Here is a 17654-nt window from a genome sequence, read left to right as displayed (position 1 = left end):
GGTTTTGCGGGTGATCCGCGCTCGGGAACTGTCGCGCGAGGCACCCGCGCCCGGATATCGGGCAGGACACCTCGGCTCGGGTGTTGTGCGGGATGCTGCGCCTGAGACGTGGGGTGAACGCCTACTGAGTTCAAGGATGACGGCGTTGTCGATGACAAACAATTTGATTGTTCCTCGGAATACTCAACGGATTCATTGAGTTTGATACCGTCGAATTGTGGGCATGGTGAGTGCGGCAAGGATGGAAACATTCCTGGCCGTGGCTCGCCACGGCAGCATTCGCCGCGCCGCCACCCAGCTGCACATCACCGAGGCCGCCGTCTCGGCGGCCGTCGCGCACATCGAAAAGCAGCTCGGCGCAAAGCTCATCGCGAAGGCCGGGCGCGGTATCGCGCTCACCGAGGCCGGGCGCATCTACTCCGAATACTGCCGCACCATCCTCGGCCTGATGAAGGAGGCCAATGCCGCGGTACGCCGGGCCGAAACCGGCAAGCTGCGGATCGGAGTCGTCGCTACGGCGGGTGAGTATGTGCTGCTGGGGCCGCTGGCGTCATTCCGGAATCGCCATCCGGATATCGAACTGAGCCTGTCGGTGCACCCGCGCGACGTGCTGTTCCTCGAATTGCACCACCACGAAACAGATCTCGTCATCGCGGGCCGCCCACCGCGCGACACCGGGCTGGTCATCCGTGCTCGTCGCCCCAGTCAGCTCGTGGTCGTCGGCGCGCCCGACTGTCCCGATCCGCTGCGCAGCACCTGGCTGCTACGCGGTCGCGGCTCCGGCACCCGCGACGCCACCCTCAGCCTCATCGACCGCCTCGAAATCTCCCCGCCCACCCTCACCCTCGGCAGCCACGGTGCGGTACTGGCCGCCGCCCGTGAAGGCTTGGGCGTGACGCTCATCCACACCGACGCCCTTGCAGCAGACCTGGAATCAGGTCTGCTGCAAGTACTTCCGGTCGACGGCACCCCCATGGACCGTCCATGGCACGCCGTCACCACTCGCACCCCCACCCCCACAACCCGCCTCTTCCTCGCCCACATCCTCGATCCAGCCGAAGTGGGCGCCCACGCCTTCCACCCCGGCTAGAACCCTGGGCGGTGGAGTCCGGGGACACGACACCCGGGCTCCACCCAACTGGCGATCGAAATGATCGCGCAGGTTTTCGGCGATGAATTCGCCATTGGGTTGATTGTGGACCGAATGCCCGCTCAGCAGGACGTTTCACTGTTACAGGCCGGTGAATATCGTGTTCCGCACGGCCCGATTCCGCACCCGAATTCTATCGGATGGCATCGCCACGCCAGCGGTGCACCCTGCCCCGACAAGGGAGCAACGCTGTGCCAGACTGGCGCGCATGGCTGGTGGGGAAGCGTTGATTTCGAATGTGTCCGATACCGCGCGCTGGGTGGCCGCCTACCGCGCAATGGAGACCGCGCGCGAAGATGCGCTGTTCCACGATCCGCTCGCCGAACGTCTGGCCGGAGAGCGCGGATACGCCATGGTGGCGGCCGCACCGCGGATGTTGCGCAATGGCTGGCCGGTCGTCACCCGAACCAGAATCATCGATGACCTCATCGCGACCGCCATCGCCGAGGGTTGCGACCGTGTGCTCAATCTCGCCGCCGGACTCGACACCCGCCCCTACCGCCTGGGCCTGCCCGCCGATTTCGTCTGGGTGGAGGCCGATCTGCCCGCACTCACCACGGAGAAGGAGGCCGCTCTCGCGCATGAGAAGCCGCACTGTGTGCTCATCCGCCGTGGTGTCGACCTGGCCGATCCGGCCGCGCTGACGAATTTCCTGGACTGGGCACTCGGCCCGCTCGGTCCCGAAAATACCCCCGCCACAAAGGCTTTGGTGCTCACCGAGGGTCTGCTGATGTACCTGGAGGAGGAGACGGTCCGCACCATCGCGGCCGCCCTGTCCCGGCCGCGGATCCGCTGGTGGGTCATGGACGTCACCGTGTCGATGAATCGCATGCGCTCGAGTTCGATGTTCGAGAACGCGCCCCTCAAATTCGAACCCGCCAACGGCATCGCCTACTTCGAAGATCTCGGCTGGCACCCCCGCGAAATCGAACACCTCCTCGTGCACGCCCGCAAACTTCACCGCGCACCCTGGTACCTGCGCCCGTTCACCTATCTCCCCCAGCCCAACCCGCGCAAACCGGGCCGTAACCCCTGGTCCGGAATCGTCCGCTTCGAGCGTGACTAGTGCCGTTACGGCGCCTCATTCTGGACCACACCGGGCTCACATCTCGTGAATGACGGGCCGTACGCCGCGAGCTATGCATCGGGAGCATAGACGCAGCCGTAGCGGCATCGGGGTCGTCCCCGAGACCGCAGCACGCCGCAGCAACCACCCGGCCGTTCGGTTCCTTCCACTGTCGGGAGCCTCGACCGTCCCGGTATACCTCGTTTTCCTCCCGACAGCCGCAACGGCGCTGCTCCGGCAGTTCATCGAATCCGCCGTGGCAGCCGCCCGCCCGTGACGGTGACGACGACGCAGATGAACCCGGACAGCCTGACGCCACCGCCCCGGTGGTCGCGCTGAAATTCCAAACCATCGCAGCCGCCGACAACTACTGGCGGAGCTGACCCTGCCAGCTGCCCTGCGAAGTACACACAGGTTCCTCGCGGTTTCAGAACTGGCTGTGCTGGGAGTCGAAGGTGAGGATGCGGCCGCCGAGCAGGATCTGGGCACCGGCGGCGAGGGTGGTCAGCTGGTTCGGCATGGCGCGGAGCCATTCCTGGTGGCCGGGCATCCGGATGTAGGTGCCGTTGGCCGAGCCATGGTCGACCACGGCGACATCCCATTCGACCAGCCGAACCTCCATATGCGCCCGCGACATCGCCCCCGAGCTGTCCGGCAACCGGATCGGCCGCGCACCGCGCCGCACCGCCTCGGCAAGTTCGGGTTCCCGCCCGAGGACGATGTCGTTATCGAGTACGAACGACGTCCCGTCATCGAGCATGAGCAACCCCAGTGGTGGACGCACTCCCTCGGTCAACACGCAAGTCATCTGATCCATCCGAATCCCACACACCGCGCAGAACGACACCCGCGGATCGTTCAAATGCTGCCGCGAACACATGAACCCCCGAACAACAGCCCTACCGCTCCCGGCCACCCCATTGTCCAACTGCTTCGGCGACGCTCCGGCCACACCGTTCTCATACTGCGCACCCTTCTGCAGCCCGACTCGTCGCCGTTCCCCGACGCTCGACACCGCATTCCTCGGCGGCAGGTTTCCCATGCCCATCGCGGACGCGCGCTCCCACGGTGCCGCCTTCCCCGCTGATCCGCCCCCGATCGGCGGGCGCACCGCACCGCCTTCCGGCTGTGGCTCGACCTCGCCTCCCGACCTGACCGTCACCGGATCGATGACTTCGACCGGCTGCCTCGCAAACTCGCCCCGTTCAACATCCTCGACACTCGGCGCTGCTCCCACACCGTCCGCCGATACCACGACCTGAAGCACACCATCGCGCACCGACTCGACGCCAGGAGACCTCCGCACCGCAGGTACACGAGCCGACACAGGCACTCCCAACCACAACACCGCCCCGGCACCGGGCACCGTTCCCGCACCGAGTCCCGCGATACCGCGACCCGGTAGCGCCGACTCGGTCATCCCGTCCTCGTCCACGAACAGCCCGATCCCGATCTCGGGTGCCGGGATCACCACGCGATCGACCGTGAATCCGGCATCCTTGCCGCGCAATACTTCTGTGCGATCCGAGCTCTCCAGCACCGCAGTCACACCGCCGTGCAGAAATAACGCCACCCCCGTCGCGCCAGGGGTGATCACCCCGAATTCCACTTGGTCCTCGTCGTCCAGGCTCATCAACCAGGTGGTGGCAAGTCGTGCAAACATGCGTCCGCTGCGCGGTATCTCCGAGACACCCGCTTCTCGCACCAGCTCGAGCAATGCCGTCATCGTCCGCGCCGCAGGCGATTCGGCATCGGCCGCAATCTCCGAACGGTGCGCGACAACGAGCACGACGCCGTCACTGTTCGCGATCAGATGCGTACCACCCGGCAGCACCTCGAGCTGCCGACTCACAGGAATCGCCCACCCTGGAACCGCCAGCGATGGAACACCACGCGCATCGGCCCGTTCACGACGAGCCAGAACACGATCCACGTCACGATGAACTGGATGAGGAATGCCGTCAGCGACGGATGCAACGCGCGCGGCAGCACGATGGTCGTATGGTCTACGAGGACCCACATCAGCGCCGCCTCGTTGATCACCGTCCAGAAGCCGAACAGCGTGGGCCAGTCCTTCTCCCACCGGAATTGCTGCAGAAAATGGTAGAGCAATTCCCACAGTACGCCGACGAGCACGGTCGCCAGCAGCACCGACAACGTCACCCGATAGGCATCGCCGAGTGATAGCGATCCGGTCGGCAAGACCGGCGTAATGATCACCGCCACCAGCAAACCGATAACGCCGAGCACGAGTATGCGGGTCTGAATCCGCCCGTTCAGGGTAAGCAGCATCGATCAGATCTTCTTGTTCGTCGCCCACAACCACCATTGCCGAGTCGACCGCAGCGGCCCCATCCGCTGGCAGAAACCCAGCGCCGCAAGGTCGTCCGCGATCTCCTGCGCCGCGATCTGCAACCCCAGGAAGGTGTCCACTCCCGGAAACGGTCCACCCAGCGTCGCACTACCTGATGCATAGATGCGTCCGCTGCCACTCCGCGTGCCGATCAACTCGAAGGTGGTCGCCACATCCATGCGCCCCACCGGATTACGACCGGCACCGGCATGATCCAGCAGATCCGCCAGCAACCGATGTTCGCGCACATCGGCCTCCAACCCGGTGCAGTCGATTATGTAATCGGCCGAAATATCGAAGGGCTGGGAAGGCGGCGGAAACGGCAGCGCCGCCGTGGGATCCGGCACGATCGTGGTGATCACCCCACCTTGCCCCCGCACGGGCCGCAGATCACGCGCACTGCCCGCCATCACCTGATACCACCCCTCCTTACGCCCGCGGCGCAACTGCTCCTGCCAATTCGAGCGCACCGGGGTGTTGGTCCCGCCCATCTCCTGGTAGGCCTGCGCGCGCTGTTCCCCTTGCAGCGTGCGCATTTTCGCTTTGAGCTGCCCGCCCCATACCGACTTCGGGTAGTTGAATCCCTGATATGACCATCCGTCGCCGCCCTTGCGCCGACTGAAAATATTCCGTCCGTGCGCAGCGGCCACATAATGCCGAAACAGATGCAGGATCTGGGTATTCAGCCGCAGCTTGTCCCGGTCATCGATGAGCCGTTGCAACACCCGGCTGGCCACGATCCCGCTGCCGCGGATCATTACCTTCCCCGGCCTGCGCTGCAGTGCCTGATACACGTGCTCATGCGGTTCATACGCATTGACCACACGCGTCGGATCCCGGTACTTCTCCCGATATTCCTGCAGATCCGGCAGCAACTTCAGCCCCGGATAACCCACGCCCACGTGGACATACGTGCTGCGATACGCGATCCGCTTGGTCGGGGCCGCACCGGCGGGCGGGGTGAGGACGCTGAAATACCCACCGCCGTAGCGTTTGCGCACCATGCGCACATGCCCTTTACGCAACGAACCCGCATATCCGATCCGATGGAACTCCCGTTCCATCGCGAGGAACGCCTGCCCCGCCCTTGGCGTGTAGTAATTGCTGAAGATCGGCTCGGTGAACACATTCCACAGCGGTCGGATCGTTTTCTCCGCCAGCGCCTCGCGCACCGCATAGGACGGAAAGCCCCAGATATTGTCCGGCATCGAGGCCGAGTCGCTGCGCAATCGCTGCCCGCGTGGAATCTGCGACACCCGCGTCAGATATTCATAGGACGACCACGGCACCTCCTGCGGCCCGAGCACCGCCATCGCCGCCGCCGCAACGCCGTAGATCCGCAGGGTGTCGTAGGTGACGAAGGATCCGATCCCGCTACCGATGGTCACGAACGGAACGTCAACCACCGGAATGCCCGCCCGGCCCACCATCTCGTCGGTCCACACGTCGGTTTCGACGAGTTCGCGCGTGATATCTCCCCGCATTTTCGGGATGCTACCGGCCGAAACTTAGCAACCGCTTTCGATTACCTTGCCCCGGCACTGATTCCACACCGCCGACCGGCGACAGCGCGACGCGCGCGGAGCAATCTGCGCCAACCTGCCACGCCGCACCCCCGCCCCGACGTACCATCCCTGCGTGGCCGACGCGATTCGTTCCACCCCACTGCGGGTCCTGGTCTACAGCAACGACGCCGATACCCGGCGTCAAGTAATGCTGGCACTGGGCAGACACCCGCACCCCGAGCTGCCCGCCTTCGAATACCTCGAGGTGGCGACCGCACCCGTAGTCATCGAGCAGATGGATGCGGGCGGTATCGACCTGGCCATCCTGGACGGGGAATCAGCCCCGGCGGGTGGGCTCGGTATCGCCAAACAGCTCAAGGACGAGATCGCCCAGTGCCCACCGGTTCTGGTGCTCACCGGCCGCCCCGACGATGCCTGGCTCGCGAACTGGTCGCGCGCCGAGGCCGCCGTGGCCCATCCGATCGATCCGATCCGGCTCACCGAGGCCGTCGTCACGGTTTTGCACAACCGACCGGCAGCCTGACCTCATCTTCCCCATTCGTCACATCGTGCCCGCGCCCCAGGGGCGCGGGCACTTTCGTGTCACGCGACAGCGCTATCACTTAGCGATCCGACGGGTCGGATTACCCCCGATTCAGTCATGAATAGCAGTCCCGTTTTCGATCAAAGACCCCAATCGAATAAACGGTCGAACCGCCGCGTCAGTTGTAGGCTGTGCCGTAGCTCACATGAGCGCGGGCCTCGATATGACAGACCCGCGCGGTGCGAGCAGGCCATGAGGCGAGTCTGACCGAGGCGGACAACGACGTCAGCCCGCCTCGGAAGCTGCCGTCATGATTCCGACGCCGACCATCACATCCCCGGGCCGCAGTCGGGGGACATGACGCCCAACCGCCAGCTACAGCTCGCAAGGAGGGGAAGTGCAGTCGTGAATATCGAGATGCCCACTCTGGTCCTCGGCGCGGTCGCCGCCGCGTTCGCGGTGTTCTCCGTCATCCTCTCGGCCCTCGTCGGCCCCAAGCGCTACAACCGGGCCAAACAGGAGGCCTACGAGTGCGGCATCGAACCGACACCGCACGCCGTCGCGGGTGGGCCGGGAAGCGTTACCGGACAGCGCTTTCCGGTGAAGTACTACCTCACCGCAATGCTGTTCATCATCTTCGATATCGAGATCGTGTTCCTCTACCCGTGGGCTGTCCACTTCGATGCGCTCGGTCTCTTCGGTCTCGCCGCGATGGCGCTGTTCATCTTCAACGTCTCGGTGGCCTACGCCTACGAATGGCGCCGCGGCGGTCTCAGCTGGGACTGATCGCCCATACGCACTGGCCCACAAGGCATTTCGCCGCGTCGGGCCGTACGCACAGTGGAAGTGAGAGTTAGTCGAACATGGGTCTCGAGGAAAAACTGCCCAGCGGCTTTCTGCTGAGCACGGTAGAAGATTTCGCCGGATACCTGCGCAAGGGCTCGCTGTGGCCGGCCACCTTCGGGCTGGCCTGCTGCGCCATCGAGATGATGGCCACCGGCGCAGGACGTTTCGATATCGCCCGCTTCGGAATGGAGGCGTTCCGCGCCTCACCGCGGCAGGCCGATCTGATGATCGTCGCGGGCCGGGTCAGCCAGAAGATGGCGCCGGTACTGCGCCAGGTATACGACCAGATGACCGAACCGAAATGGGTGCTGGCCATGGGCGTTTGCGCGTCCTCGGGCGGCATGTTCAACAACTACGCCATCGTGCAGGGCGTGGACCATGTGGTGCCGGTCGATATCTATCTGCCCGGCTGCCCGCCGCGGCCGGAGATGCTGTTGAACGCGATCCTGACACTGCACGCGAAGATCCAGCAGATGCCGCTCGGCGTCAACCGCGAGGAGGCCATCCGCGCCGCCGAAGCGGCGGCGCTGGCGTCCACGCCGACCATCCGGATGGAGGGTCTGCTGCGATGACTTTCGACTCCCCCGAAAATACCGAAATCAGGACACCGCAGGAGTTCGTCGACGCCGCGGCTACCGCGGGCCCGGAAGGCACACCGCCGGAAGAGGATTCGCCATCGGCCGAGGTGATCGGCGTGCGCCGCGGCATGTTCGGTGTCACCGGCTCCGGCGACACCTCCGGTTACGGCCGTCTGGTCCGTCCGGTGACACTGCCCGGCAGCACCCCGGCACCCTATGGCGGTTACTTCGACGAGCTCGTCACCGAATTGCATGCCGCACTCGGCGCGGTCGGCACGAGCTGGGAGACCGTCATCGAGAAGGTGATCGTCTTCCGCGGCGAACTCACCCTGCACGTGCGCCGCGAACATCTGGTGACGGTCGCCAAGGCGTTACGCGACTACGCCGCACTGCGTTTCGAGCTCTGCCTCGGCGTGAACGGCGTGCACTACCCGGATGACGCGGGCCGCGAATTGCACGCGGTCTACCACCTCATATCCATCACCCACAACCGGCGCCTGCGCGTCGAGGTCTCCACTCCGGACGCCGACCCGCATATTCCGTCGCTGTTCAGCGTGTACCCGACCACCGACTGGCATGAGCGGGAAACCTACGACTTCTTCGGCATCATCTTCGACGGCCACCCATCGCTGACGCGCATCACCATGCCCGACGACTGGCGTGGCCACCCCCAGCGCAAGGACTACCCGCTCGGCGGGATCCCGGTCGAGTACAAGGGCGCGCGTATCCCGCCGCCCGACGAGCGGAGGGCGTACAAGTAATGAACGACATCGACACCCGGCCCGGCGTCCACAACGACACCGGGCCCGAACCCGCTGTGGTCACGGTGGCGGGCCAGGACTGGGACGCGGTCACCGAAACCCTCGACGGCGCGGGCGAGGAACGCATCGTCGTCAATATGGGTCCGCAGCATCCGTCCACGCACGGCGTACTGCGGCTGATCCTGGAAATCGAGGGCGAGACGGTCACCGAGGCCCGCTGCGGCATCGGCTATCTGCACACCGGCATCGAGAAGAATCTCGAATTCCGGAATTGGGCGCAGGGCACCACCTTCGTCACCCGGATGGACTATCTGTCCCCGTTCTTCAACGAAACGGCGTACTGCCTGGGCGTCGAGCGCCTGCTCGATATCGAGGACCAGATTCCCGAGCGCGCCACCATCGTGCGCGTCATGCTCATGGAGCTCAACCGGATCTCCTCCCACCTGGTCGCGCTGGCGACCGGTGGTATGGAACTGGGCGCTCTCACCCCGATGTTGTTCGGCTTCCGGGAACGCGAGCTGATTCTGGATGTCTTCGAGACCATCACCGGACTGCGCATGAATCACGCGTACATCCGGCCCGGCGGTCTGGCCCAGGATCTGCCCGACGACGGGGTCGCCAAGGTCCGTGAGCTGCTGAAGCTTCTGCCCAAGCGGCTGCGCGATATGGATCATCTGCTCACCCAGAATCCGATCTGGAAGGCACGCACCCAGAACATCGGCTACCTGGATCTCGCGGGCTGCATGGCCCTCGGCATCACCGGTCCGGTGCTGCGTTCGACGGGGCTGCCGCACGATCTGCGCAAGTCAGCGCCGTATTGCGGTTACCAGAACTACGAATTCGATGTGCCAACGACCACCGGCTGTGACTGTTACGGCCGCTACTGGATTCGGGTCGCGGAGATGAAGGAATCACTCAAGATCGTCGAACAGTGCCTGGACAAATTGCGGCCGGGTCCGGTGATGGTGGACGACAAGAAGCTCGCCTGGCCCGCAGATCTGCAGCTGGGTCCGGACGGGCTCGGCAACTCCCCCAAGCACATCGGCCGCATCATGGGCACGTCCATGGAGGGGCTCATCCACCACTTCAAACTCGTCACCGAGGGCATTCGGGTCCCTGCGGGGCAGGTGTATGTGGCGGTGGAGTCGCCGCGTGGCGAACTCGGTGTGCATATGGTCAGCGACGGCGGCACCCGACCGTATCGGGTTCACTATCGCGACCCCTCGTTCACGAATCTGCAAGCGGTGGCGGCGATGTGCGAGGGCGGGATGGTCGCCGACGTCATCGCCTCCGTCGCCAGCATCGACCCGGTGATGGGCGGAGTTGACCGATGACCGAGATCCTGTTGAAGCTGTCCACCCGGCCGCAGCCTTTCTTGCCGTTCGTGCGCGAGCGATTGGAGGTCGATGCCAAGGAGATCATCGCCCGCTATCCGGAGCCGCGCTCGGCGCTGCTACCGCTACTGCATCTGGTGCAGTCCGAGGAGGGCTGCGTCACCGGAACCGGCATCGAATTCTGCGCCGAACAGCTGGGGCTGACCGGTGCGGAGGTCACCGCGGTGGCGACCTTCTATTCGATGTATCGACGAACTCCGACCGGCGACTATCACGTCGGTGTCTGCACCAACACGCTCTGCGCGGTGATGGGTGGCGACGCCATTCTAGAAACCCTGCAGCGCCGGCTCGGCATCGGGCACGGCGAGACCTCGGCGGACGGGTCGATCACCCTCGAGCACATCGAATGCAATGCGGCCTGCGATTTCGCGCCGGTGGTGATGGTCAATTGGGAGTTCTTCGACAACCAGACCCCGGAATCGGCTGCCGCACTGGTGGATTCGCTGCGCCGCGGCGAGCAGGTGACACCGACGCGCGGTGCGCCGCTGTGCACGTTCAAGCAGACCGCGCGCATCCTCGCGGGCTTCCCGGACGAGCGCCCCGGGGTGCTCGACGGTGCGGCGGGCGAGGCGACGCTGGCCGGTCTGCGGGTTGCGCAGGAACAGAATATGCAAGCGCCGGAACCGACGCCGGGCGAGGAGTGAACATGGCACTGACTCCCGTACTCACCCGGTATTGGGACGACCCGCAGTCGTGGACCATCGAGCACTACCGCGGCCACGACGGCTATCAGGCCATCCGCAAGGCCTTGCGGATGGAACCCGATCAGGTCATCCAGACCATCAAGGACGCCGGTCTGCGCGGGCGCGGCGGAGCGGGCTTCCCGACCGGGATGAAATGGAGCTTCATCCCGCAGGGCACGGGCCAGGACGGCGTCACCAAACCGCACTATCTCGTGGTCAACGCCGACGAGTCGGAACCTGGTACCTGCAAGGACATTCCGCTCATGCTGGCCACTCCGCACACCCTCATCGAGGGCGTCATCATCGCGGCGTATGCGATTCGGGCGGCACACGCGTTCATCTATGTGCGCGGTGAGGTCATACCGGTGCTGCGGCGACTGCAGGCCGCGGTCGCGCAGGCATACGCGGCCGGATTCCTCGGGAAGAACATTCTCGGGTCCGGCTATGACCTGGAACTCATCGTGCACGCGGGCGCCGGCGCCTACATCTGCGGTGAGGAAACCGCGCTGCTGGATTCGCTGGAGGGGCGGCGCGGTCAGCCTCGACTGCGGCCACCGTTCCCGGCCGTCGCGGGTCTGTATGCCTGCCCGACGGTGGTCAACAATGTGGAATCCATTGCGAGCGTGCCGCCCATCATCCTGAACGGCACGGCCTGGTTCCGGTCCATGGGCAGTGAGAAGTCACCGGGCTTCACGCTGTACTCGCTGTCGGGACATGTCACCCGGCCGGGGCAATACGAAGCGCCACTGGGCATTACGCTGCGCGAACTACTCGGCTATGCCGGTGGTGTGCGCGCCGGACATCAGGTGAAGTTCTGGACCCCGGGCGGTTCGTCGACGCCGCTGTTCACCGACGAGCACCTCGACGTCCCTCTGGACTACGAGGGTGTGGCCGGAGCGGGATCCATGTTGGGCACCAAAGCATTACAGATCTTCGACGACACCACCTGTGTGGTGCGTGCGGTGCTGCGCTGGACCGAGTTCTACGCCCACGAATCCTGTGGCAAATGCACGCCCTGCCGGGAGGGCACCTACTGGCTCGTCCAACTGTTGAAGCGGATCGAGGCGGGCCGCGGCACCGAATCGGATCTGGAGAAGCTCCTCGATATCAGCGACACCATCAACGGCAAATCGTTCTGCGCACTCGGCGACGGTGCGGCCAGCCCGATCATCTCCTCGCTGAAGTACTTCCGCGAGGAATACGTCGACCATCTGCGGCTCGACGGCTGCCCGTTCGATCCCGCGCGATCCACCGCCTGGGCCGAAGGAGTCAAATGAGTACAGCATCGCGCAGCGATTCCGTGGGGGGTGGCGGCCGGGTGACGGGTGGGCCCGCCACTGTGAATACCAATACCAGCGGACTCGTACCCGCTGACCTGGTCACCGTCACCATCGATGACACCCAGGTCAGTGTGCCCGCGGGCACACTGCTGATCCGGGCCGCCGAACTCATCGGCATCCAGATCCCGCGCTTCTGCGATCACCCGCTGCTGGACCCGGTCGGCGCGTGCCGTCAGTGTCTGGTCGAGGTGGAGGGGCAGCGCAAGCCGGTCGCGTCCTGCACCATGGCCGTCGCCGAAGGCATGATCGTGCGCACCCAGCTGACCTCAGCTCCCACCGCCAAAGCCCAGGAGGGGGTGATGGAGCTGCTGCTCATCAACCACCCCCTCGACTGTCCGGTCTGCGATAAGGGCGGTGAATGCCCGCTGCAGAACCAGGCGATGTCCAGTGGTCGGCCCGAAACCCGGTTCGACGGCGTGAAACGCACCTATCCCAAGCCGATTCCGCTGTCCACGGCCGTTCTGCTGGACCGGGAACGCTGCGTGCTGTGCGCCCGCTGCACCCGTTTTTCGCAGCAGGTCGCCGGGGATCCGTTCATCGAACTCATGGATCGCGGTGCGCTCGAACAGGTCGGCACCGCACAGGCCGAGCCGTTCGACTCCTACTTCTCCGGCAATACCGTGCAGATCTGCCCGGTGGGTGCGCTCACCGGCACCAGCTACCGGTTCCGGGCCCGCCCGTTCGATCTGGTCTCCAGCCCGAGCGTCTGCGAGCACTGCGCATCGGGCTGTGCACAGCGCACCGACCATCGGCGCGGAAAAGTGTTGCGCCGCTTGGCGGGTGACGATCCGCAGGTCAACGAGGAGTGGAACTGCGACAAGGGCCGGTGGGCATTCACCTACGCGACCGAACGTGACCGGCTCACCACACCGCTGGTGCGCGGCTGGGACGGCAACCTAGCCCCCGCGTCCTGGTCCGAGGCATTGGCCGCAGCCGCCGAGGGTCTGGCATCGGCCTTCGGCAGCGCGGGCGTACTGGTGGGCGGTCGCGTCACCGAGGAAGACGCCTACGCCTACGCCAAATTCGCCCGAGTTGCCTTGGGCACCAATGACATCGACTTCCGCGCCCGAGTGCATTCCGCCGAAGAAGCGGACTTCCTCGCCGCCCGTATCGCCGGACAAGGTGTCACCGTCGACTACGACGCCCTGGAGAACGCACCGGTCGTACTGCTGGCCGGACTCGAGCCGGAAGAGGAGTCGCCGATCGTCTACCTGCGGCTGCGCAAGGCGGCGCGCAAGCGCGGTCTGCCGATCTTCTCGCTCGCCGCTTACTCCTCGCGCGGGCTGGATCGGATGTCGGGCACGCTGTTGCAAGCCGTTCCCGGGGCCGAGCCTCATCTGCTCGATGCCATGCGCACCGGCGAGACGGACGCCGCCGCTTTGGCCACGGCCGCACAGCTGTTGCGTCAGCCAGGTGCGGTGGTGCTGGTCGGTGAGCGGATGGCCGGAATCCCCGGCGCACTGTCCGCGACCGTCCGGCTCGCCGAAGAAACCGGTGCCGCCTTGGCCTGGGTACCGCGGCGCGCCGGTGAACGCGGTGCGGTCGAGGCGGGTGCGCTGCCCGGCCTGCTGCCCGGTGGTCGACCGGTCGTGGATCCCCGTGCGCGCCAAGAGGTCCGCACGATCTGGAATGTCGCGGAATTGCCGGTCACCGCCGGTCGCGATACCGCCGCAATTCTGGAGGCCGCGCCGACCTTGGGCGCACTGGTCATCGGCGGCGTCGAGATCGCCGACCTGCCGGACCCCAAGGCAGCGCTCGAGGCCATCGACGCCGCACGGTTCGTGGTCAGCCTGGAGTTGCGGCACAGCGCGGTCACCGAACGCGCCGATGTCGTCTTCCCGGTGGCCTCGGCAATGCAGAAATCCGGCACCTTCCGCACCTGGGAGGGCAGGCCGCGGCAATTCGATGCGGCACTCGGCGATTCGATGGTGCGCCGCGAACCCGCACCACTGTCGGATCAGCGGGTGCTGCAGGCCATCGCGACCGAGATGACGGTGGCGCTCGGCCTCCCCGATACCGAATCCGCGCGCGCCGAACTCGCCGAACTCGGCGCCTGGGACGGCCCGCCGGTGCCCGCCCCCGCGCATCGGCCGCATCCGGTGACCCAACCCAATCCCGCCACGGCCATCCTGTCCGGCTGGCGGATGCTGCTGGATCAGGGCCGCATGCAGGACGGCGAGCCGAATCTGGCGGGTGTCGCGCGGCCGCCGGTGGTGCGGCTGTCCCCCGCCACCGCTGCCGAAATCGGTGCCGCCGATGACGATCCGATCATCGTCGCCACCGATCGCGGCACCATCACGCTGCCACTGCTGATCACCGACCTGCCCGATCGGGTGGTGTGGCTGCCGCTGAACTCGCCGGGCTGCTCGGTCAACGAACAGCTCGCCACCCAGCCGGGCGGCGTGGTGCAACTGCACCGCGCCGACGAGAGGATGAAGGAACACCGCCATGAGTGATCTCTCTCTTTTCGGCCACGACCCGCTGTGGCTAGTCATCGGGAAATCCCTGGCGATCTTCGCCTTCCTGCTGCTCACGCCGATGATGGCGGTGTATCTGGAGCGCAAGATCGTGGCCTGGATGCAGATGCGCATCGGCCCGAACCGGGTCGGCCCCAAGGGCACGCTGCAGGCCGTCGCCGACGGCGTGAAGATGGCGCTGAAGGAAGATATCGTCCCGGCCATCGTCGACAAGCCGATTTTCATTCTGGCGCCGGTCATTTCGGTGGTGCCCGCGTTCATGGCGTTCGCGGTCATCCCGATCGGGCCGGAAGTTTCGATCCTCGGCCACCGGACCGCTCTGCAGCTCACCGATCTGCCGGTCGCGGTGCTCTACATCCTGGCCATCACCTCGATCGGCGTGTACGGCATCGTGCTGGCGGGTTGGTCGTCGGGTTCGACATATCCGCTGCTGGGCGGATTGCGCTCGACCGCGCAGGTGATCTCCTACGAGATCGCGATGGCGCTGTGCTTCGCGACGGTGTTCCTGCTCGGCGGCACCATGGCTACCTCCGGGATCGTGAAGGCCCAGGAGGGCACCTGGTACGTCTTCCTGCTGCTGCCGTCGTTCCTGATCTACTGCGTGTCGATGGTCGGTGAGACCAACCGTGCGCCCTTCGACCTGCCCGAGGCCGAGGGCGAGTTGGTCGGCGGCTTCCACACCGAATACTCCTCGCTCAAATTCGCCATGTTCATGATGGCCGAATACATCAATATGGCAACGGTTTCCGCGCTCGCCACCACGCTGTTCCTCGGTGGCTGGCACGCACCGTTCCCGATCAACCTGTGGGACGGCGCGAATTCCGGTTGGTGGCCGGCGCTGTGGTTCATCGCCAAGATGTGGACGTTCCTGTTCGTGTTCATCTGGTTGCGCGGCACGCTGCCCCGCCTGCGCTACGACCAGTTCATGAATCTCGGCTGGAAGCTGCTGATTCCGACCTCGCTGCTGTGGGTGATGCTGGTCGCTACCGCCCGGGTGCTGCAGAACGAGGGCTACGGGATCCAGACGCCGCTGCTGGTGATCAGCGGAATCATCATTTCCGGACTGATCGTGCTGATGTTCCTGCGGGCCGGACGCAAACAGAGTGCGCCGCCGACAGTCGAGGAACCCGCCTCGGCGGAATCGGGCAGCGCGGTATTCCTGGGCTTCCCGACGCCACCGCTGCCGGATCCATCGACGCGGCGCCCGGAACCCAAGGCGGGACTGCTGGAACCGTTGACCGGCTTCGCGGTCACCTTCCTGACCATGTTCAAGAAGCCCAATACCGAGTCCTATCCGGAACAGAAGGTGCCGACCGCGCCCCGCTATCACGGCCGCCACCAGCTCAATCGGCATCCGGATGGGCTGGAGAAGTGCATCGGCTGCGAGTTGTGCGCGTGGGCCTGCCCCGCGGATGCGATCTACGTCGAGGGCGCCGATAACACCGAGACCGAACGCTTTTCGCCCGGCGAGCGCTACGGACAGGTCTATCAGATCAACTATCTGCGCTGCATCGGCTGCGGATTGTGCATCGAGGCATGCCCGACCAGGGCGCTGACCATGACCAACGAGTACGAGATGGCCGATGACAATCGCGCCGACCTGATCTACGAGAAGGACCGGCTGCTCGCCCCGATGCAACCCGGCATGACCGCACCGCCGCACGCGATGTATCCCGGTGCCACGGAAGGCGATTACTACCGCGGCAATGTCCCCGGCGGTGAAAGCGGTTCCGATCCCAGGAAGCCCGCCGCCGCGGGCGCGGAAGGAGGCGTGCGGTGACCGAACTCATTCTGGCCGCCCAGACATTAGCGGCAGAGCCACTGACTCATACGTCCATCGGCGAGGCCGTCCAATTCTGGATCCTCGGCCCGCTCGCCGTGATCGGCGCCCTCGGCATGGTATTCGCGGGCAAGGCCGTGCATTCGGCGATCTGCCTGGCCACCACCATGATCGTGCTCGCGACCTTCTATATGGCACAGGACGCCCTGTTCCTCGGCGTAGTGCAGATCGTCGTCTACACCGGCGCGGTCATGATGCTGTTCCTGTTCGTGCTCATGCTCGTCGGCGTCGACTCCCCCGAATCGCTCGGGGAAACACTGCGCGGGCAGCGGCTCGCCGCGGGCGCGGTGGCACTCGGCTTCGGGCTGCTGCTGATCAGCGGTATCGCCAACGGCATCCGCAACTCCGGAATAACCTATCCGGCAAAGGGATTCGCATATCAAGACGTGATCGGCCGACTCGCCGAACTGATCTTCGTCCGCTATGTGTGGGCCTTCGAACTCACCGGCGCACTGCTCATCACCGCCACCATCGGCGCGATGATCCTGGCGCACCGGGAGAATTTCGGGCCGCGCCTGGATCAGCGGGAGCTCTCACGCCGCCGCTTCCGCGCCACGTACGACCCGGCCCGGCCCTCCGATCGCGCGACCCCGCTGCCGACGCCCGGTGTGTACGCCAGGCACAACGCGGTCGATATTCCGGCGCGGCTGCCGGACGGATCCTTCGAGGAGCTGTCGGTCAGCACCATCCTGCGGCATCGCCGCACCAGGGCGCTCACCGAGGCGGCGGTCATCTCGGTCGGCACGACCCCGACCTTCGCCTCGGAAGTCGAGGAGCCCGAAACCCCCGCCCGCGAGGCAGACGAGGAAGGCAAGCGGTGAATCCTGAGAACTACCTGTTCCTGTCCGCCCTGCTGTTCACCATCGGCGCGGCCGGTGTGCTGCTGCGGCGCAACGCCATTGTGGTGTTCATGTGCATCGAGCTGATGCTCAATGCGGTCAATCTCACCTTCGTCACCTTCGCCAGGCTGCATTCGAATCTGGACGGTCAGGTGTTCGCGTTCTTCACCATGGTGGTGGCCGCGGCCGAAGTCGTCGTCGGACTGGCCATCATCATGACCATCTTTCGCACCCGCCGTTCGACCTCGGTCGACGACGCCAACCTGCTGAAGTTCTGA

The 17654-nt window shown here is 65.5% G+C and carries 17 protein-coding genes; 14 read left to right on the top strand and 3 right to left on the bottom strand.

All coding sequences use genetic code 11. From position 1 onward, the window contains the following. Positions 1-223 precede the first annotated feature (223 nt). The 3 genes from ACZ60G_RS11565 (at position 224) to ACZ60G_RS11555 (ending at position 2599) form a co-directional block, all read left to right on the top strand. Positions 224-1090: a LysR family transcriptional regulator gene (locus ACZ60G_RS11565; protein ID WP_465809869.1), complete on the top strand. Its 867-nt coding sequence runs from the start codon at positions 224-226 to the stop codon at positions 1088-1090. Positions 1091-1358: 268 nt separating this feature from the next. Then, positions 1359-2216, top strand: a complete 858-nt coding sequence (locus ACZ60G_RS11560; protein ID WP_465809511.1) for a class I SAM-dependent methyltransferase — start codon at positions 1359-1361, stop codon at positions 2214-2216. 77 nt (positions 2217-2293) lie between these two features. After that, positions 2294-2599 (top strand): hexameric tyrosine-coordinated heme protein, encoded by a 306-nt coding sequence (locus ACZ60G_RS11555; RefSeq protein ID WP_465809867.1) that lies wholly within the window; start codon positions 2294-2296, stop codon positions 2597-2599. Positions 2600-2643: 44 nt separating this feature from the next. Here ACZ60G_RS11555 and ACZ60G_RS11550 read toward each other — a convergent pair whose 3' ends face one another. From ACZ60G_RS11550 to ACZ60G_RS11540, 3 genes are read right to left on the bottom strand one after another with little or no spacing between them, the layout of a single operon-like run. Beyond that, positions 2644-4068, bottom strand: coding sequence for an FHA domain-containing protein (locus tag ACZ60G_RS11550; protein ID WP_465809510.1), 1425 nt, complete (start codon positions 4066-4068; stop codon positions 2644-2646). Next, positions 4065-4508, bottom strand: a complete 444-nt coding sequence (locus tag ACZ60G_RS11545; RefSeq protein WP_465809508.1) for a hypothetical protein — start codon at positions 4506-4508, stop codon at positions 4065-4067. The genes ACZ60G_RS11550 and ACZ60G_RS11545 overlap by 4 nt, the downstream gene beginning before the upstream one ends. Before the next feature lie 3 nt (positions 4509-4511). Further along, positions 4512-6053: a hypothetical protein gene (locus tag ACZ60G_RS11540; protein ID WP_465809506.1), complete on the bottom strand. Its 1542-nt coding sequence runs from the start codon at positions 6051-6053 to the stop codon at positions 4512-4514. A gap of 154 nt (positions 6054-6207) precedes the next feature. Between ACZ60G_RS11540 and ACZ60G_RS11535 the strand changes: the two genes are divergently transcribed. From ACZ60G_RS11535 to nuoK, 11 genes are all read left to right on the top strand, one after another. Beyond that, positions 6208-6618 (top strand): Rv3143 family two-component system response regulator, encoded by a 411-nt coding sequence (locus ACZ60G_RS11535; protein WP_063046111.1) that lies wholly within the window; start codon positions 6208-6210, stop codon positions 6616-6618. A 417-nt stretch (positions 6619-7035) separates the two neighbouring features. After that, positions 7036-7404: an NADH-quinone oxidoreductase subunit A gene (locus tag ACZ60G_RS11530; protein WP_373283164.1), complete on the top strand. Its 369-nt coding sequence runs from the start codon at positions 7036-7038 to the stop codon at positions 7402-7404. Between the two features lie 77 nt (positions 7405-7481). After that, the gene (locus ACZ60G_RS11525) at positions 7482-8036 is read left to right on the top strand and encodes a NuoB/complex I 20 kDa subunit family protein (RefSeq protein ID WP_040690435.1); all 555 of its coding nucleotides are present in this window, start codon (positions 7482-7484) and stop codon (positions 8034-8036) included. Continuing rightward, on the top strand, positions 8033-8803 hold the full coding sequence (locus tag ACZ60G_RS11520; RefSeq protein ID WP_465809504.1) for an NADH-quinone oxidoreductase subunit C: 771 nt from the start codon (positions 8033-8035) through the stop codon (positions 8801-8803). Before ACZ60G_RS11525 ends, ACZ60G_RS11520 begins: the two co-directional genes overlap by 4 nt. Then, positions 8803-10137, top strand: coding sequence for an NADH-quinone oxidoreductase subunit D (locus tag ACZ60G_RS11515; protein ID WP_465809503.1), 1335 nt, complete (start codon positions 8803-8805; stop codon positions 10135-10137). The genes ACZ60G_RS11520 and ACZ60G_RS11515 overlap by 1 nt, the downstream gene beginning before the upstream one ends. Then, on the top strand, positions 10134-10841 hold the full coding sequence (gene nuoE, locus ACZ60G_RS11510) for an NADH-quinone oxidoreductase subunit NuoE (RefSeq protein WP_465809501.1): 708 nt from the start codon (positions 10134-10136) through the stop codon (positions 10839-10841). Before ACZ60G_RS11515 ends, nuoE begins: the two co-directional genes overlap by 4 nt. 2 nt (positions 10842-10843) lie before the next feature. After that, complete coding sequence (gene nuoF, locus ACZ60G_RS11505) at positions 10844-12157, top strand: NADH-quinone oxidoreductase subunit NuoF (RefSeq protein ID WP_465809499.1); 1314 nt, start codon at positions 10844-10846, stop codon at positions 12155-12157. Then, positions 12154-14676 carry an NADH-quinone oxidoreductase subunit G gene (locus ACZ60G_RS11500; RefSeq protein WP_465809498.1) on the top strand — a complete coding sequence of 841 codons (2523 nt, stop codon included), beginning with the start codon at positions 12154-12156 and terminating at the stop codon, positions 14674-14676. Before nuoF ends, ACZ60G_RS11500 begins: the two co-directional genes overlap by 4 nt. After that, positions 14669-16477, top strand: coding sequence for an NADH-quinone oxidoreductase subunit NuoH (gene nuoH, locus ACZ60G_RS11495; protein ID WP_465809496.1), 1809 nt, complete (start codon positions 14669-14671; stop codon positions 16475-16477). Before ACZ60G_RS11500 ends, nuoH begins: the two co-directional genes overlap by 8 nt. Further along, positions 16474-17358 (top strand): NADH-quinone oxidoreductase subunit J, encoded by an 885-nt coding sequence (locus tag ACZ60G_RS11490; RefSeq protein WP_465809494.1) that lies wholly within the window; start codon positions 16474-16476, stop codon positions 17356-17358. The genes nuoH and ACZ60G_RS11490 overlap by 4 nt, the downstream gene beginning before the upstream one ends. Next, positions 17355-17654, top strand: a complete 300-nt coding sequence (nuoK, locus tag ACZ60G_RS11485) for an NADH-quinone oxidoreductase subunit NuoK (protein WP_387283521.1) — start codon at positions 17355-17357, stop codon at positions 17652-17654. The genes ACZ60G_RS11490 and nuoK overlap by 4 nt, the downstream gene beginning before the upstream one ends.

This window comes from Nocardia sp. NPDC102475, assembly GCF_055584605.1.
The sequence above is the reverse complement of the archived record's forward strand: the minus strand, read 5'-3'. Positions and strand labels throughout refer to the sequence as shown.

Coding starts and splice junctions, on each gene's coding strand:
- ACZ60G_RS11565 (WP_465809869.1), top strand. CDS start 224: ATGGTGAGTGCGGCAAGGATGGAAACATTCCTGGCCGTGGCTCGCCAC.
- ACZ60G_RS11560 (WP_465809511.1), top strand. CDS start 1,359: ATGGCTGGTGGGGAAGCGTTGATTTCGAATGTGTCCGATACCGCGCGC.
- ACZ60G_RS11545 (WP_465809508.1), bottom strand. CDS start 4,508: ATGCTGCTTACCCTGAACGGGCGGATTCAGACCCGCATACTCGTGCTC.
- ACZ60G_RS11540 (WP_465809506.1), bottom strand. CDS start 6,053: ATGCGGGGAGATATCACGCGCGAACTCGTCGAAACCGACGTGTGGACC.
- ACZ60G_RS11530 (WP_373283164.1), top strand. CDS start 7,036: ATGCCCACTCTGGTCCTCGGCGCGGTCGCCGCCGCGTTCGCGGTGTTC.
- ACZ60G_RS11525 (WP_040690435.1), top strand. CDS start 7,482: ATGGGTCTCGAGGAAAAACTGCCCAGCGGCTTTCTGCTGAGCACGGTA.
- ACZ60G_RS11520 (WP_465809504.1), top strand. CDS start 8,033: ATGACTTTCGACTCCCCCGAAAATACCGAAATCAGGACACCGCAGGAG.
- ACZ60G_RS11515 (WP_465809503.1), top strand. CDS start 8,803: ATGAACGACATCGACACCCGGCCCGGCGTCCACAACGACACCGGGCCC.
- nuoE (WP_465809501.1), top strand. CDS start 10,134: ATGACCGAGATCCTGTTGAAGCTGTCCACCCGGCCGCAGCCTTTCTTG.
- nuoF (WP_465809499.1), top strand. CDS start 10,844: ATGGCACTGACTCCCGTACTCACCCGGTATTGGGACGACCCGCAGTCG.
- ACZ60G_RS11500 (WP_465809498.1), top strand. CDS start 12,154: ATGAGTACAGCATCGCGCAGCGATTCCGTGGGGGGTGGCGGCCGGGTG.
- nuoH (WP_465809496.1), top strand. CDS start 14,669: ATGAGTGATCTCTCTCTTTTCGGCCACGACCCGCTGTGGCTAGTCATC.